14 protein-coding genes are annotated in these 14,596 nt (G+C 67.4%); 1 reads left to right on the top strand and 13 read right to left on the bottom strand.

Annotated features, from left to right (window positions below; all coding sequences use genetic code 11):
• Nucleotides 1-34: 34 nt before the first annotated feature.
• From RXV79_RS17010 to mutS, 6 genes are all read right to left on the bottom strand, one after another.
• The gene (locus RXV79_RS17010) at nt 35-322 is read right to left on the bottom strand and encodes a DUF1330 domain-containing protein (RefSeq protein WP_316699154.1); all 288 of its coding nucleotides are present in this window, start codon (nt 320-322) and stop codon (nt 35-37) included.
• 10 nt (nt 323-332) lie between these two features.
• Nucleotides 333-1,190 carry a 3-deoxy-8-phosphooctulonate synthase gene (kdsA, locus tag RXV79_RS17005; RefSeq protein WP_316699152.1) on the bottom strand — a complete coding sequence of 286 codons (858 nt, stop codon included), beginning with the start codon at nt 1,188-1,190 and terminating at the stop codon, nt 333-335.
• On the bottom strand, nt 1,187-2,854 hold the full coding sequence (locus RXV79_RS17000) for a CTP synthase (RefSeq protein WP_316699150.1): 1,668 nt from the start codon (nt 2,852-2,854) through the stop codon (nt 1,187-1,189). The genes kdsA and RXV79_RS17000 overlap by 4 nt, the downstream gene beginning before the upstream one ends.
• Nucleotides 2,855-2,970: 116 nt before the next feature.
• Nucleotides 2,971-3,813, bottom strand: a complete 843-nt coding sequence (locus tag RXV79_RS16995; RefSeq protein WP_316699147.1) for an alpha/beta fold hydrolase — start codon at nt 3,811-3,813, stop codon at nt 2,971-2,973.
• A gap of 1 nt (nt 3,814) precedes the next feature.
• Nucleotides 3,815-4,645, bottom strand: coding sequence for a proteasome-type protease (locus RXV79_RS16990; RefSeq protein ID WP_316699145.1), 831 nt, complete (start codon nt 4,643-4,645; stop codon nt 3,815-3,817).
• Complete coding sequence (mutS, locus tag RXV79_RS16985; RefSeq protein ID WP_316699144.1) at nt 4,642-7,248, bottom strand: DNA mismatch repair protein MutS; 2,607 nt, start codon at nt 7,246-7,248, stop codon at nt 4,642-4,644. Before mutS ends, RXV79_RS16990 begins: the two co-directional genes overlap by 4 nt.
• Before the next feature lie 66 nt (nt 7,249-7,314).
• On the opposite strand from mutS, the gene RXV79_RS16980 reads away from it, so the two are divergent.
• The gene (locus RXV79_RS16980; protein WP_316699142.1) at nt 7,315-8,079 is read left to right on the top strand and encodes a VOC family protein; all 765 of its coding nucleotides are present in this window, start codon (nt 7,315-7,317) and stop codon (nt 8,077-8,079) included.
• On the opposite strand, the gene RXV79_RS16975 is transcribed toward RXV79_RS16980, so the two are convergent.
• The 7 genes from RXV79_RS16975 to RXV79_RS16945 form a co-directional block, all read right to left on the bottom strand.
• Nucleotides 8,070-8,813: an arginyltransferase gene (locus RXV79_RS16975; RefSeq protein WP_316699140.1), complete on the bottom strand. Its 744-nt coding sequence runs from the start codon at nt 8,811-8,813 to the stop codon at nt 8,070-8,072. The genes RXV79_RS16980 and RXV79_RS16975 overlap by 10 nt on opposite strands.
• Before the next feature lie 116 nt (nt 8,814-8,929).
• Nucleotides 8,930-10,111, bottom strand: a complete 1,182-nt coding sequence (locus tag RXV79_RS16970) for an acyltransferase family protein (RefSeq protein ID WP_316699138.1) — start codon at nt 10,109-10,111, stop codon at nt 8,930-8,932.
• A gap of 87 nt (nt 10,112-10,198) precedes the next feature.
• Entirely contained in the window at nt 10,199-10,963 is a 765-nt protein-coding gene (gene aat / locus RXV79_RS16965) for a leucyl/phenylalanyl-tRNA--protein transferase (RefSeq protein WP_316699136.1), read from the bottom strand.
• Between the two features lie 11 nt (nt 10,964-10,974).
• Nucleotides 10,975-11,970, bottom strand: coding sequence for an XdhC family protein (locus RXV79_RS16960; RefSeq protein ID WP_316699135.1), 996 nt, complete (start codon nt 11,968-11,970; stop codon nt 10,975-10,977).
• Between the two features lie 104 nt (nt 11,971-12,074).
• On the bottom strand, nt 12,075-12,833 hold the full coding sequence (locus RXV79_RS16955) for an SDR family oxidoreductase (RefSeq protein WP_316699134.1): 759 nt from the start codon (nt 12,831-12,833) through the stop codon (nt 12,075-12,077).
• Nucleotides 12,830-13,945 carry an alkene reductase gene (locus RXV79_RS16950; protein WP_316699133.1) on the bottom strand — a complete coding sequence of 372 codons (1,116 nt, stop codon included), beginning with the start codon at nt 13,943-13,945 and terminating at the stop codon, nt 12,830-12,832. The genes RXV79_RS16955 and RXV79_RS16950 overlap by 4 nt, the downstream gene beginning before the upstream one ends.
• A 21-nt stretch (nt 13,946-13,966) precedes the next feature.
• A complete protein-coding gene (locus RXV79_RS16945) occupies nt 13,967-14,578 on the bottom strand; it encodes a TetR/AcrR family transcriptional regulator (protein ID WP_316699130.1) in 612 nt (203 codons plus the stop codon).
• Nucleotides 14,579-14,596: the final 18 nt, after the last annotated feature.

Here is a 14,596-nt window from a genome sequence, read left to right as displayed (position 1 = left end):
TTCTGTGGGGGGAGCGATTCTTGTCCGATCCCGGTTACACGCCGTCGACAACGATCATGCGCATGATCCCGGCGCCTTCACGCAGGGTGCGGGCGTGGGTGTAGGTCTCGCTGGCGTAGAAGGCCTTAGCTTTGGCGCGGTCAGGAAAGCGCAGCACGATGATGCGGCTGGGCGTCCACGGGCCTTCGAGCACTTCGAACTCGCCGCCGCGCACGAGAATCTCGGCGCCGTGCTCCTGCATGGCTTTCGTCGACCACTCGCGATACTTCGCCATCTTCTCGGCGTCGGTGACGGTCACGTCGGCAATGATGTAGCTGCTCATCGTCGGGGTTTCAGCAGGAGAAGTCGTTTTCGAGCAGCGGCTGCTGCTTGATCACGCGGTCGAGGGCGACCAGTTGTTCGAGCAGGGCCTTCATGTGCTTCAACGGCACGGCGTTCGGCCCGTCGCTCATGGCGTTCTTCGGGTCGGGGTGCGTTTCCATGAAGACACCGGCCACGCCTACCGCGATGGCGGCACGAGAGAGCACCGGCACGAATTCGCGCTGACCGCCTGAGCTCGTGCCCTGGCCGCCCGGCAGCTGCACCGAGTGGGTGGCGTCGAACACGACGGGGGCGCCCGTCTCGCGCATGATGGCGAGCGAGCGCATGTCGGAGACGAGGTTGTTGTAGCCGAAGCTCGCACCACGCTCGCAGGCCATGAAGTTGTCTTCGTTCAGGCCCTTGGCCTTGGCGGCCGCACGTGCCTTGTCGATCACGTTCTTCATGTCGTGCGGCGCGAGGAACTGGCCCTTCTTGATGTTGACCGGCTTGCCCGACTGCGCCACGGCGTGGATGAAGTCGGTCTGGCGGCACAGGAAGGCGGGTGTCTGCAGCACGTCGACCACGCTCGCGACGAGCGGGATCTCGGCTTCGCTGTGCACGTCGGTCAGGATGGGCACGTTCAGCTCGCGCTTCACCTTAGCCAGGATCTCGAGGCCCTTTTCCATGCCGGGGCCACGGAACGAGGTGCCCGACGAGCGGTTGGCCTTGTCGTAGCTGCTCTTGAAGATGAAGGGGATGCCGAGCGCGGAGGTGATCTCCTTCAGCCGGCCGGCCACGTCCATCTGCAGCTGTTCTGACTCGACCACGCACGGGCCCGAGATCAGGAAGAAGGGCTTGTTCAAGCCCACGTCGAATCCACAGAGCTTCATGCGGCCACCTTCTGCTTCTGGCGCGACGACTGGTGTGCCAGCGCCGCTTCGATGTACGACTTGAAGAGCGGGTGACCGCCCCAAGGCGTCGACTTGAACTCGGGGTGGAACTGCACCCCCATGAACCACGGGTGCACGCTCTGCGGCAGCTCCACGATCTCGGTCAGCTTCTCGCGCTGGGTGATGGCCGAGATGACGAGGCCGGCTTCGGTCAGCTTGTCGAGGTAGTTGACGTTGGCCTCGTAGCGGTGGCGGTGCCGCTCGGTCACCACGTCGCCGTAGATCTGGTGGGCCAGGGTGCCGGGCTTCACGTCGGAGCTCTGCGCGCCGAGGCGCATCGTGCCGCCCAGGTCTGACTGGGCCGTGCGCTTCTGGATCGAGCCATCGGCGTCTTGCCACTCCTCGATCAGTGCGATCACGGGCTCGGGTGTGTCGGGGTCGAACTCGGTGCTGTTCGCGTTCACGAGGCCGGCCTTGTGGCGCGCGTACTCGATGGTGGCGACCTGCATGCCGAGGCAGATGCCGAGGTAGGGCAGCTTGTGTTCGCGGGCGAACTGGGCGGTGAGCACCTTGCCTTCCACGCCGCGCTTGCCGAAGCCGCCCGGCACGAGGATGGCGTCGTACTTGTCGAGCTGGTTCACGTTTGCCGGCGTCAGCGTCTCGGAGTCGACGTACTCGATGTTGACCTTGGCGTGGTTGGCGATGCCGGCGTGGCGCAGCGCTTCATTGAGCGACTTGTACGAGTCCGAGAGATCGGTGTACTTGCCGCACATGGCGATGGTGACTTCGCGCTGCGGGTGCTCGACCTCCTCGACCAGCGCATCCCAGCGCTTGAGATTGGCGGGCGGCGTGTTGATGCGCAGCTTGTCGCAGATGAGCCCGTCGAGCCCCTGCTCATGCAGCATGCGCGGCACCTTGTAGATGGTGTCGGCGTCCCACACGGAAATCACGCCCCACTCGGGCACGTTGGTGAAGAGCGAGATCTTCTCGCGCTCTTCGGCCGGAATGGCGCGGTCGGCGCGGCACAGCAGTGCATCGGGCTGGATGCCGATCTCGCGCATCTTCTGCACGGTGTGCTGCGTGGGCTTGGTCTTGAGTTCGCCGGCGGCGGCGATCCAGGGCACGTAGGTCAGGTGCACGAAGGCCGCGTTGTTCGGGCCCATGCGCAGGCTCATCTGGCGCGCGGCTTCGAGGAAGGGCAGGGACTCGATGTCACCCACCGTGCCGCCGACTTCGACGATGGCCACATCCACCGCATGATCGGTGCCGATGCCGGCGCCGCGTTTCACGAATTCCTGGATCTCGTTGGTGACGTGCGGGATCACCTGCACCGTCTTGCCGAGGTAGTCGCCGCGGCGCTCCTTCTCGAGCACGCTCTTGTAGATCTGGCCGGTGGTGAAGTTGTTCGACTTCTTCATCCGCGTCGTGATGAAGCGCTCGTAGTGGCCGAGGTCGAGGTCGGTTTCAGCGCCGTCGTCGGTGACGAACACCTCGCCGTGCTGGAAGGGCGACATGGTGCCCGGGTCGACGTTGAGGTAAGGGTCCAGCTTGATGAGCGTGACCTTGAGGCCGCGCGATTCGAGGATCGCTGCAAGTGACGCTGCCGCGATGCCCTTGCCCAGCGAGGACACCACACCGCCGGTGACAAAGACGAACTTGGTCATTGCTGTGGCACTTGCGTGCTGCAAATGCTCTGGTGGTAAAGCGCGATTATAGGCGTGGCCCCGGGGCGCACGTCCCTGCGCCAAAGGGGGTCAACGCCCGGGTGCTCGCGGCGCGCTCAGGCTTCGACGGGCGAGTGCAGCCCGGCGAGCACCTTGAGCCAGCGCAACACCTCGGCCGAGGTCTCGTCAGGCCGCTCGAACGGGAAGAGGTGCTCGCCCTCGATCCACGACACCCGGCCGTTGGCCAGCCGCTCGGTGGCGTGCATGCCCACGCGCTTCACCTCGGTCGATTGCGTGCCACCGATGAAAGCCAGCGGGTGCCGCAATGGGTGGCGGCGCAGGAAGCCGGGGATGTCGTGCGCCAGGGTGTTGTAGATGTCGGTCTCGACCTCGCGGCGGAAGGCGAGCGTCACGCCGGGTTCCATCGGAGGGCGGGCGTCCTCGATGCCGCAGGCGATGTAGTCCTCGAGCACGCGCGGGTCCCAGCGGGCAAAGGAATCCTTGCTCGCGAAATGCCGGTGTGCGGCCTCTCGGTTCGGCCAGTGGTCGCGGCGGCGGCGAGAGATCGCACCCGGCGAGAACTGCATGCCCAGGCCGGTGAGCTTGGCGAACTGGATGGTCGGGGTGAGCAGGCCGCCGATCACGGGCGAATCCAGCATCACGACGCCGCGGGCGAGGTCGGGCTGCTTGGCGGCGGCGAGCAGGCTCAGAAAGCCGCCCAGGGAATGGCCGACGAAGAAGGCCGGTTCCTTGGCCTTGGCCTCGGCGAAGTGCACCAGCTGATCACGCAGGCGCGGCCAGTGGTTGGTCACCGGGTACTTCGGGTCGTGGCCGTATTTCTCGACGGCGAGGACTGTGTAGCCGGCCTTCTTCCACGCCTCGAAGAGCACCCGGTACGTGCCGGCTGGGAAACTGTTGGCGTGCGAGAAGACGATGGTGCCGGCGTGCTTGCGAGCCATGTCAGATCATCTTCTCGCTGGCGTTGGTGATCTTGCGCATGGGCTCGAATCGGCCCGAGCGCACCACCAGCGGGTAGGCGGTGGTGCCGCCACTTTCCCAGTGCGGGTCTTCGATCGACTCGAACACCTGGCGCAGCTTCTGGCCCCAGGTGTTGCGGATCATGTGGAAATAGGGGTTGTGCTCGTCGATGCAGACCATCTGGTCGCTCTGCAGCCGGTCGGCTTCGTAGACGAGCAGGTCGAGCGGCAAGCCGACCGAGAGATTCGACTTGAGCGTGGAATCCATCGACACCAGCGCGCACTTGGCGGCTTCGTCGAGCGGTGTATGCGGGGTGATCATGCGATCGAGCACCGGCTTGCCGTACTTCGACTCGCCCACCTGGAAGAAGCAGGTCTCGCGCGTGGCTTCGATGAAATTGCCGGCCGAGTAGACGAGGAAGAGCCGCATCGCCTCGCCCGCGATCTGGCCGCCGAAGATCATCGAGGCGTTGAAGTCGATGCCGGCAGCGCGCAGCGAGGGGCCGTCCTGGTCGTAGACGCGACGCACGGCGCTGCCGAGCACGCGCACGGCATCGAACATGCTCTTCGCGTTCCAGATGGTGAGCGGGGGCTCGTCCGGGCCGTTGTCGAGTTTCTCGACCTGCAGGATCTCGCGCACCGATTGCGAGATCGACAGGTTGCCGGCCGAGAGCAGCACCATGAAACGGTCGCTCGGCTTCTCGTAGACCATCATCTTGCGGAAAGTGCTGATCGCATCCAGGCCCGCGTTGGTGCGCGAGTCCGAGAGAAAGACCAGGCCGGCATCGAGCTTGATGCCCACGCAGTACGTCATGTCTTGCTGCTTTCTTGGAGAGACTTCAGGCGATAGAGCGCGTCCAGCGCTTCCTTCGGCGACAGCATATCGGGATTGATCGCGGCCAAGGCCTTGTCCACGGCGGAAGCCTCGATTTCTGCCGGCGCGGCGGGTGCTGCGAAGAGATCGATCTGCGCGTCGCTCGCCTTCTGCTGCGCTTCGAGCGCTTCCAGCGCGGCGCGCGCCTGCCGAACCAGCACGGCGGGCATGCCCGCCAGGCGTGCCACTTGCACGCCATAGCTGCGGCTCGCAGGGCCGGGCTGGATGTCGTGCAGGAAGACGATGTCGTCGCCACTTTCGGCCGCCGACACGTGCACGTTGAGCGCCTGCGTGTGCTTGACGGGGAACTCGGTCAGCTCGAAATAGTGCGTGGCGAAGAGGGTGAACGAGCGATTCCGGTCGTGCAGCTGGCTGGCTATGGCGCCGGCGAGTGCGAGACCGTCGAAGGTCGAGGTGCCGCGCCCGATCTCGTCCATCAAGACCAGCGACTGCTCGGTGGCGCTGTGCACGATGGCCGCGGCCTCGGTCATTTCCAGCATGAAGGTCGACTGCGCATTCGCCAGGTCGTCGGCTGCGCCGATGCGCGTGTGGATCGCGTCGATGGGCCCGAGCCGGCACTCGGTGGCGGGCACGAAGGAGCCGATCGCCGCCAGCAGCACGATCAGCGCCACCTGGCGCATGAAGGTGCTCTTGCCGCCCATGTTAGGACCGGTGATGACGAGCATCTTGCGGGCCGCATCGAGCCGGCAGTCGTTGGCCATGAAGTTGCCACCGCCGGTCTCGGCCAGACGCGCTTCCACGACCGGGTGGCGGCCGGCGGTGATGTCGATGCAGGGCTCGCGCACGAACTGCGGGCGGCACCAGTTGAGCGTGTGGGCGCGTTCGGCCAGCGCCGCCAGTGCATCGAGGCTCGCCAGCGCACGGGCGAGGCCGCCGAGCTCGTCGAGGTGGGTCTGAAGCTGGTCGATCACCGCCTCGTAAAGCATCTTCTCGCGGGCCAGCGAGCGGTCTTGCGCCGAGAGGGCCTTGTCTTCGAAGGCCTTCAGCTCCGGCGTGATGAAGCGCTCGGCGTTCTTCAGCGTCTGGCGGCGCTGGTAGTCCATCGGCACCTTGCTGGCCTGGCCTTGCGTCACCTCGATGTAGAAGCCGTGCACCTTGTTGTATTGCACGCGCAGGTTGGCAATGCCGGTGCGGGTGCGTTCACGGGCTTCGAGGTCGAGCAGGTAAGCGTCGCAGTTCTGGCTGATGCCGCGGAGTTCGTCGAGGTCACGGTCGTAGCCGGCGGCGATGACGCCGCCGTCACGCAGCAGCACCGCAGGTTCGTCGGCGATGGCGGCGCGCAGCAGTGCCTCAATCCCAGGCGCCGGGCTCATGGCTTCGGCCAGCATGTTGAGCAGCAGCGCCTGGCCCTGCGGCACCAGCGAGCGAAGGGCTGGCAAGCCTTGCAGCGTGGCGCGCAGGCCGGTCAACTCGCGTGGGCGCACCTGGCGCAGCGCGATGCGCGCGGTGATGCGCTCGACGTCGCTGACGTGGCGCAAGGCTTCGCGCAGGGCCTCCGGCGAACGCTGGATCAGCACCTCGATCGCGTCGTGCCGCTGCATCGCCACCTGCCGCTCGCGCAGCGGGTGGGTGAGCCAGTGGCGCAGTGCGCGGCTTCCCATGCCGGTACGGCAGGTGTCGAGCAGCGAGAGCAGCGTGGGGGCGTCGTCGCCGCGCAGCGTCTGGGTGAGTTCGAGGTTGCGGTGGGTGGTGGGCGGCAGGTCGAGCAGGTCGCTCGCGCGTTCGACCGTCAAGGTGCGAACGTGGGCGAGCGCTTGGCCTTGCGTGTGTTCGGCGTAGCTCAGCAGCGCTGCCGCGGCGGCGTGGGCACAGGCGAGGTCTTGGGCGTTGTAGCCGGCAAGGCTCGCCACGCGCAATTGCTCGCAGAGCTTGCGCACGCCGAGCGTGGCGTCGAACTGCCAGTCGGGCCGGTGGGTGATGGCGATGCGCGAGGCGGTGAGGGCCGCAGGCACCTGGTCGCGTGCCACCAGCACCTCGGCCGCATTGAGCCGCGACAGCCAGCCGGCCAGCTCGCGCTCGTTGCACTCGGTGATGCCGAGCTGGCCGTTCGACACGCCCAGCCACGCGAGGCCATAGCTCACCACACCGCGCTTGGTTTGCTGCGACAGCGCCATCAGCAGCGCATCGCGCTTGTCGGCCAGCAACTCGGTGTCGGTCACGGTGCCCGGCGTCACCACCCGCACCACCTTGCGTTCCACCGGCCCCTTGGCCGTGGCCACGTCGCCCACCTGCTCGGCAATCGCCACCGCTTCGCCAAGTTTGATGAGCTTGGCGAGATAGCTCTCGACCGAATGGACCGGCACCCCGGCCATCACCACCGGCTCGCCGCCGCTCTGGCCGCGCTGGGTGAGCGTGATGTCGAGCAGCTTGTTGGCGCGGCGGGCGTCGTCGAAGAAGAGTTCGTAGAAATCGCCCATCCGGTAGAACACGAGCGTGTCCGGATGCTCCGCCTTGATGCGGAGGTACTGCTGCATCATCGGCGTGTGATGGGCCAGGTCGGAGGCCAGGGTGGCGGTGTTCATGCGGGGCGGGCGCTGAGGTCAGCCGCGTATTGTCCACAGAGCGGCCCCGCCCTATGCTGCCGGCCCATGTTGAGACTTCGACAGATCTGCCTCGTGGCGCCCGAACTCGCACCGGCCGAAGCCCTGGTGCGCCGCATCTTCGGCCTCGAGGTCTGCCACCGTGACGAGGCCGTGGCGAAATACGGCCTCGTGAACGCGCTCTTCGTCTTCGGCCACCAGTTCCTCGAGATCGTCGCGCCCACGCGCGACGGCACCGCGGCCGGCCGCTTTCTCGAACGCAGCGGCGGGCGCGGCGGCTACATGGCCATCTTCGACACGCGTGACCCCGAGCGGCGGCAAGCGCTGGTCGAATCGCTCGGCGTGCGCATCGCGAACACGATGAGCGTGCCCGGGTTTCACGGCATCCAGCTCCACCCTCGCGACGCGCGCGCCACCATGCTCGAATTCGACCGCAGCGACGGCAACGAGCAACTCGACGGCGCCTACTGGCCCGCCGGCCCACACTGGCGCGAGCACCAGCGGCTTGACCGCGTGGCCGGTATCCCATGGGTCGACGTCGAAACACCCGACGTGAACGGCTTGGCCGTGCACTGGGCCCGCATCATCGACGTGCCGATCGGCGTCGACGATGACGACGCGACCGTGCTGCGTTTCGACCTGGGCGGTGTGCGCTTCCGGCCCGGCACGCCGGAGCGGCTGGCGGCGGTGCACGTCGAGGTGCAAACCCCTGAAGCGGTGCTGGCCGCGGCGCGCGGCGAAGGGCTCGCGGTGGAAGACGGCGGCTTCGATTTCTGCGGCGTGCGGATGCTGCCGCGCCGCGCTCAGCCCTGAGCGGGCATCCAGCGCTCGTTCACCAGCACCTCGTGCGGCCTGAACTGGGCCTTGTACGACATCTTGTCGCTGTCGTTGATCCAGTAGCCCAGGTACACGTGCTTGAGCTTGAGCAGTCGGGTCTGCTCGATCTGCCACATCACGTTGTAGGTGCCGTAGCTCGTGCGCGGCTCAGGCTCGTAGAAGGTGTAGACCGCCGACAGCCCGTCGTTGAGGATGTCGAGGATCGACACCATCTTGAGCGCGCCCAGCGTGCCGTCGGCCGCGGGCGGCTCGCGAAACTCGACGAGGCGCGAGTTCACGCGGCTTTGCAGCAGGAACTGGGTGTACTGGTCGACCGAATCGTTGTCCATGCCGCCGCCGCTGTGGCGCCCGGCCTGGTAGCGCAGGTAGAGCTGGTAGTGCTCGGGCACGAAGCACAGGCGCAGGACGCGGGCCTGCAGGTTGCCGTGTTGCTTCCAGGCGCGCTTCTGGCTGCGCGTGGGCTCGAAGTTCTTGACCGGGATGCGCAGCGGCACGCAGGCGCGGCAGCCGTCGCAGAAGGGCCGGTAGGTGAACATGCCGCTGCGGCGAAAGCCGTTGGCGACGAGGCCCGAATACGCGTCGGCGTGGATGAGGTGGCTGGGGGTGGCGACCTGCGAGCGCGCCATGCGACCCGCGATGTAGCTGCACGGGTAAGGCGCGGTGGCGTAGAACTGGATCGACGAGAGCGGCAGCTCTTTCGGGTGGGTCACGGGCCGGCTTCCTCCAGAAGCACCGCAGCGTCTGCAGCGCTCTTGTCGTTGGATGATAGGTCCATTCGCCAGATGCCGAAGCTGCCGTAACCCACGGTGCAGGCAGGGCTGGGCGGTCAGGCCGGGGCTACCGGCGGCACCGAGGGTGGCGCGTCGGGGCGGTAGTCGCGGCGGTCCTTCAGCCTGAGCCACGGTGCTTCCCAGTAGCGGTAGCTCACCATCGCCACCAGCAGGGGCACCACGAGCGACAGGGCCACGTACCAGACGATGCCCAGCGTGTAGCCCCCGGGCCAAGTGGAGAGTTCCGCCCGGCGCGCGAGCGGGCCGAGCAGGTAGTGGAAGACGTAGATGCCGTAGCTGTACTTGCCGTAGGTAACGAGCACCGGGTGGCTGAGCCAGTGGCCGAGCCGCGCCGACGGATCGGTGGTCACCCACAGCGCTGCGCACGCGGTAGCCAGCGCCGTGAGAAGGGCCACGCCGGCATCGAAGGCGCCGTCCTGCTCCGACACCGGAATGAGCAGGCATGCCAGGACCACCAGCGACACCAGGGCCCAGGTGCCGCGCCGCACCACCGGCGTGATCGAGCCCGCCGGCCTGCAGTGCAGCCACACGGCGGCCAAGCCGCCAAGTGCCAGGCCTGCCAGATGCTTGGGCGTGGCCAGCACGGCGTTGATCCAAGGTTCTTCCGTATGCAGCAGGCCGGTGCGCAGCGCCATCGAGAGCAGCACGATGACGATCGCCGAAAGGGCGAGGTTGCGCACTGACAGCGTGAACACCAGCAGCGGCCAGAAGAGGTAGAAGTGTTCTTCGACCGCCAGCGTCCAGAAGTGGGACAGCTCGAAGTAGCCGAATTCGAGCGCCGGCATGTGGGCACCATGGAACTCGCGCGACATGTTGGCCGCGTGCAGCCAGAACCACCATTGCTGGTCGAGGAACTTGGCGGCCCCTTGCGGGTTGAGGTGCGGCAGGGCGACCGAGACGACCCAGATGATGGCCAGCACGCCGAAGTACAGCGGCAAGATGCGCAGCGCGCGCCGGTAGTAGAACGTGCCGAAGTATTCGCGCGCCGGTGCGTGCCGGTTCTTCAGCAGGATGCGGGTGATGAGGAAGCCCGACAGCGCGAAGAACACCTCCACGCCGAGCCATCCGGTGTGCCCTGCCGAGAGCAGGAACTGGATGGGTTCGAAGTCATGGCCCAGCGTCATGGTGGCGTGGTAGATCACCACGCTCAAGATGGCGATGCCGCGGATGCCGTCGAGGGCGGCAAAGCGGTGGTGGAGGTCTTCGTGCGCGGACACACGGCATCTTCGGCGATTTCCCCCCGCCCCGGTGCCCCCAAGCTGAGGGCTTGCCGGGGGCTGCCGAGACGCGCGCCCCAGAGGATGTCAGGACCGCGGCGCTTCGCCCGAGTCGTCGCCCAGCACCTCTTGCCACAGCGCGGGCCGGAAGGTCCAGTCACGCACCGCCGGCTGCGACGTGTACCTGGCGATGCTGCGCTCGAACTCCTCGCGAGGGATCTCGCGTGCACCGAGCGACGCCAGGTGCCGCGTGCGCTGCTGGCAGTCGATGAGGTGGATGTCGTGTGCGCGGCAGAAGGCCACCATCGCGGCGGTGGCGATCTTCGACGCATCGGTGCGGTGCGAGAACATCGACTCGCCGTAGAACATCCTCCCGAGGTTGATGCCGTAGAGGCCGCCGACGAGTTGCCCGTCGACCCAGGTCTCGAAGCTGTGCACGGCGCCCTCGGCATGCCAATCGCAGTAGGCGTCGATCATCTCCGGCAGGATCCAGGTGCCCGCCTGTCCGTCGCGCGGGGTGCTCGCGCAAGCGGTGATCACGCGGCGGAAGGCGCTGTCGATTCGGATCTCGCAGCGCGGGTGGTCGAGGATGAAATGGCGCAGTGTCTTGCGCAGCGAGCGCGAGACCTTGAATTCATCGGTGAACAGCACCATGCGTGGGTCGGGCGACCACCACAGGATGGGCTGGCCTTCGCTGTACCAGGGGAATACGCCCTTGCTGTAGGCCTCGGTCAGGCGTGCCGTGGTGAGTTCGCCGCCGGCCGCCAGCAGGCCTGGCGCCTCAGAACCTGCGGGCAGGGCCAGCCGCGTGTCGGGCAGCGGGTCGAACGGGTGGCGCAGCCACGGGATCATGCAGGTGGCGATCAGCTCGAAGCTTGGCAGCTGGGGGCGTCGTGCGACAGGGGTTTCTTCTGCGACAGCGCCACACCATGTCGCACGGCGACGATCTCCGCGAGGATGGACACGGCGATCTCGGCTGGTGTACGCCCGCCGAGGTCAAGCCCGATCGGGCCATGCAGGCGTCCGATCTCTTCGGCCGACAGGTCGAAGAGAGCCAGGCGTTCCTTTCGCTTGGCGGTATTGCCGCGCGAGCCCAGGGCGCCGACGTAGAACGCAGGAGATTTCAGCGCTTCGAGCAGGGCGAGGTCGTCGAGCTTGGGGTCGTGCGTGACGGCCACCACCGCGCTGTGCGGGTCGAGTTGCAGTTCCTGGACCAGGTCGTCGGGCATCGTCGTGCTGAAGGTGGTGCCGGGCACGTCCCAGGTGAGGTGGTATTCCTCCCGCGGATCGCAGCAGATGATCTCGAAGTCGAGTGCGAGCGCCATCTGCGCGAGCACGCGCGAGAGTTGCCCCGCGCCGATGATGAGCATGCGCCAGCGCGGGCCGAAGAGCGCGCGCATCACCTGGCCGTCGAAGCTGAACGCCTCGCCACGCGTGGCGGCCTCCACGGTCACCGTGCCGGTGGCAAGGTCGAGCCGTCGGGCGACGAGTTCGTGGCGGGCGGTGCGGGCCAGCACCTCGTCGATCCAGGCGACGTCGTTCAACGGCTCCTGGACCAGGCGCAGGTTGCCGCCGCAAGGCAGGCCGAAGCGGGCGGCTTCTTCCTTCGTCACACCGTAGGTCACCAGGGACGGCTTGTTCATCGATTCACCGGCGCGCACACGCTCGATGAGATCGTCTTCCACGCAGCCGCCCGAGACCGAGCCGACGACCAGCCCGTCGCCGCGCATGGCCAGCAGCGCGCCGGGCGGGCGCGGGGCCGAGCCCCAGGTCTCGATCACGGTGACCAGGCGCACCGGGTGGCCATCGGCATGCCACTGGCGGGCCTGGGTGAGGACTTGCAGGTCGAGGCTGTCCATGAGGGGGCAAGAGCTGGGACGGGTTGAGGCCATCCTAGCTCGCGCCTTCGGGCCGTGCAGGCCCGAGATTTCCCGGCCCTTCGGCGAGAAGCGCCTGTGCCGCTTCAGCGTGCAGTCATGCCGCCGTCCACCAGCAGCGGGTGGCCGACGACGAACGACGCATCCTCGGAGCTGAGGAACACCGCCGCGCGGGCGATTTCCTCGGCCTGCCCGAGCCGGCCGATCGGGTGCGCCTGCTCGATGTACGGCGCACGCTTGGGCTCGCGGGCGATGGCGCGCTCGGTCATCTCGGTGTCGATGATGCCGGGGCACACCGCGTTGACGCGGATGCCCTTGCGCGCGTACTCCACGCCTGCGGCACGCGTGAGGCCGAGCACGGCGTGCTTGGTCGCGCCGTAGACCGGCTGGCGCGCCGCACCGATCACACCGCCCACCGACGACGTGTTGACGATGGCGCCGCCCGAGCCTTGCTCCAGCATCTGCGTGATCTCGTGCTTCATGCACAGCCACACGCCCTTGATGTTGACGGCCACGAGCTTGTCGAACTCTTCTTCGGTCGCCTTGTGCAGCGGCAGGTGCTCGATGTCGATGCCGGCGTTGTTGAAGGCGATGTCGAGCCGGCCGAAGCGCGTCACGACCTGCTTCACCATCGCCTCGACCTGCGCCGACTGGGTCACGTCGACGGCGATCGCGATGGCTTCGCCGCCAGCCGCTTCGATTTCGGCGGCGACGGCTTGTGCGGCTTCGCCGTTGAGATCGGCCACGGCAACCTTCGCGCCTTCGCGCTGGTAGGCGAGTGCGGTGGCACGGCCGATGCCGCCCCCGCCGCCCGTGACGAGCGCGACCTTGCCCTGCAGCTTCATGCGTTCACCTCGTCGAGCGAGGGGTAGTGGGTGTAGCCGAAGGCGCCTTCGCCGCCGTAGAGCGGGGCGGCCTTGTCGGGCGCATTCAGCGGCGCGTTCTCGCGGAAGCGGCGCACCAGGTCGGGGTTGACGATGATCTTGCGACCGAACGAGACCATGTCGGCGCGGCCGCTCTTGATCGCCTCGACGGCCATCTCCTTCGTGTAGCCGTTGTTGACCATCCAGACGCCGGAGTACAGCTTGCGCAGCGCCTCGTAATCGAAGGGCCGGTTGTCACGCGGACCGCCGGTGTGGCCCTCGACCACGTGGATGTAGACCGGGTGCAGCTTCTCCAGCTCACGCACCACGTGCTCGAAGAGCGGCTGCGGGTCAGGTTCGACCGAGTCGTTGACCGGCGACACCGGCGAGAGCCGCAGGCCCACACGCTCCGCCCCGATCTCGCCGATGACGGCGGCGGTGATCTCCAGCAGGAAACGGGCGCGGTTCTCGATCGAGCCGCCGTACTGGTCGGTGCGCTGGTTGGAGCCGCTGCGCAGGAAGGCGTCGATCAGGTAGCCGTGGGCCGCATGCAGCTCGATGCCGTCGAAGCCGGCCTTGATGGCGTTGGCCGCGGCGGTGCGGAAATCGTTCACCACGCCGGCGATTTCTTCCGTGGCGAGTGCGCGCGGCTCGGAGGTTTCAACAAAGCCCTGGCCGATCACGTAGGTGCGGGCGGCCGTGGCCTTCAGGGCCGAGGGCGCGACCGGCGCCTGCTGCCCCGGCTGGAAGCGCGAGTGCGACACACGCCCGGTGTGCCACAGCTGCACGAAGATCTTGCCGCCCTTGGCGTGTACCGCGTCGGTCACCTTCTTCCAGCCGGCGATCTGCTCGGGCGTGTGCAGGCCCGGCGTCGCGTCGTAGCCCTGGGCCTGGGCCGACACCTGCGTGGCCTCGGCGATCACGAGGCCCACGCTCGCGCGCTGCGTGTAGTACTCGACTGCCAGCGGGCCCGGCACGTTGCCTGCGGCGGCGCGGTTGCGGGTGAGGGGCGCCATCGCCATGCGGTTGGCAAGGGTGATGTTGCCGAGCCGGATCGGCTGGAACAGGACGTCGTCGGAGGTGTTGGCGGTCATGGTGGGGTCAGGGGGAGAAGATCAGTGGGAAGAGAGACGGGGATAGAGACGGTCGAGCAGCAGGGCCACGGTGTCACGCAGCGGTTGCACCGAGCGTTCGACCTTCACGCGCAGCAGCGCGCCTTGCCAGGCGGCCCAGGTGAGGGCGGAAAGTTCGGTGGCGTCGATGTCATCGCGCACCACGCCTTCGGCCTGCGCGGCGCGGATCAGCCCGGCCAGGCGCTCGCGCCAGCCGAGCTGGGCGGCCAGCAGCGTCTGCCGACAGCTGTCGCTCACCAGTGCGATCTCGGAGGCGAAGTTGCCGATCAGGCAGCCCGAGGGGCAGTCGGCGTGGCGCTCGTGATAGGCCGTCATCTGCGCGAAGACGTGGCGGATGGCCGCCATCGGCGCCTCGGGCGCGGTGGCCAGCATGCGTGTCCACGACAGCTGCATGAACGCGGCGTAGCGCTCGGCCACCGCGGTGGCGAAGGCCTCTTTGCTGCTGAAGTGGTTGTAGAACGAGCCTTTGGGCACGCCAGCCGTGTCGGTGATCTGCTGGATGCCGGTGGCGTTGTAGCCCTGCTGGAGGAAGAGGTCGCGCCCGGCGTCGAGCAGGCGCTTGGGGATGTCGGTCGGGTCGGCAGTGCGCGGCATGGCACGAATAATATGACC

Source organism: Piscinibacter gummiphilus (assembly GCF_032681285.1).
Lineage (GTDB): Bacteria > Pseudomonadota > Gammaproteobacteria > Burkholderiales > Burkholderiaceae_C > Rhizobacter > Rhizobacter gummiphilus_A.
The sequence above is the reverse complement of the archived record's forward strand: the minus strand, read 5'-3'. Positions and strand labels throughout refer to the sequence as shown.

Bases quoted from the DNA above. Each gene is read 5' to 3' on its own strand.
- RXV79_RS16945 (WP_316699130.1), bottom strand. From the start codon at position 14,578: ATGCCGCGCACTGCCGACCCGACCGACATCCCCAAGCGCCTGCTCGAC.
- RXV79_RS16955 (WP_316699134.1), bottom strand. From the start codon at position 12,833: ATGAAGCTGCAGGGCAAGGTCGCGCTCGTCACGGGCGGCGGGGGCGGC.
- RXV79_RS17010 (WP_316699154.1), bottom strand. From the start codon at position 322: ATGAGCAGCTACATCATTGCCGACGTGACCGTCACCGACGCCGAGAAG.
- RXV79_RS16990 (WP_316699145.1), bottom strand. From the start codon at position 4,645: ATGACGTACTGCGTGGGCATCAAGCTCGATGCCGGCCTGGTCTTTCTC.
- RXV79_RS16950 (WP_316699133.1), bottom strand. From the start codon at position 13,945: ATGACCGCCAACACCTCCGACGACGTCCTGTTCCAGCCGATCCGGCTC.
- RXV79_RS16960 (WP_316699135.1), bottom strand. From the start codon at position 11,970: ATGGACAGCCTCGACCTGCAAGTCCTCACCCAGGCCCGCCAGTGGCAT.
- RXV79_RS16995 (WP_316699147.1), bottom strand. From the start codon at position 3,813: ATGGCTCGCAAGCACGCCGGCACCATCGTCTTCTCGCACGCCAACAGT.
- mutS (WP_316699144.1), bottom strand. From the start codon at position 7,248: ATGAACACCGCCACCCTGGCCTCCGACCTGGCCCATCACACGCCGATG.
- RXV79_RS16980 (WP_316699142.1), top strand. From the start codon at position 7,315: ATGTTGAGACTTCGACAGATCTGCCTCGTGGCGCCCGAACTCGCACCG.
- aat (WP_316699136.1), bottom strand. From the start codon at position 10,963: ATGATCCCGTGGCTGCGCCACCCGTTCGACCCGCTGCCCGACACGCGG.
- RXV79_RS17000 (WP_316699150.1), bottom strand. From the start codon at position 2,854: ATGACCAAGTTCGTCTTTGTCACCGGCGGTGTGGTGTCCTCGCTGGGC.
- kdsA (WP_316699152.1), bottom strand. From the start codon at position 1,190: ATGAAGCTCTGTGGATTCGACGTGGGCTTGAACAAGCCCTTCTTCCTG.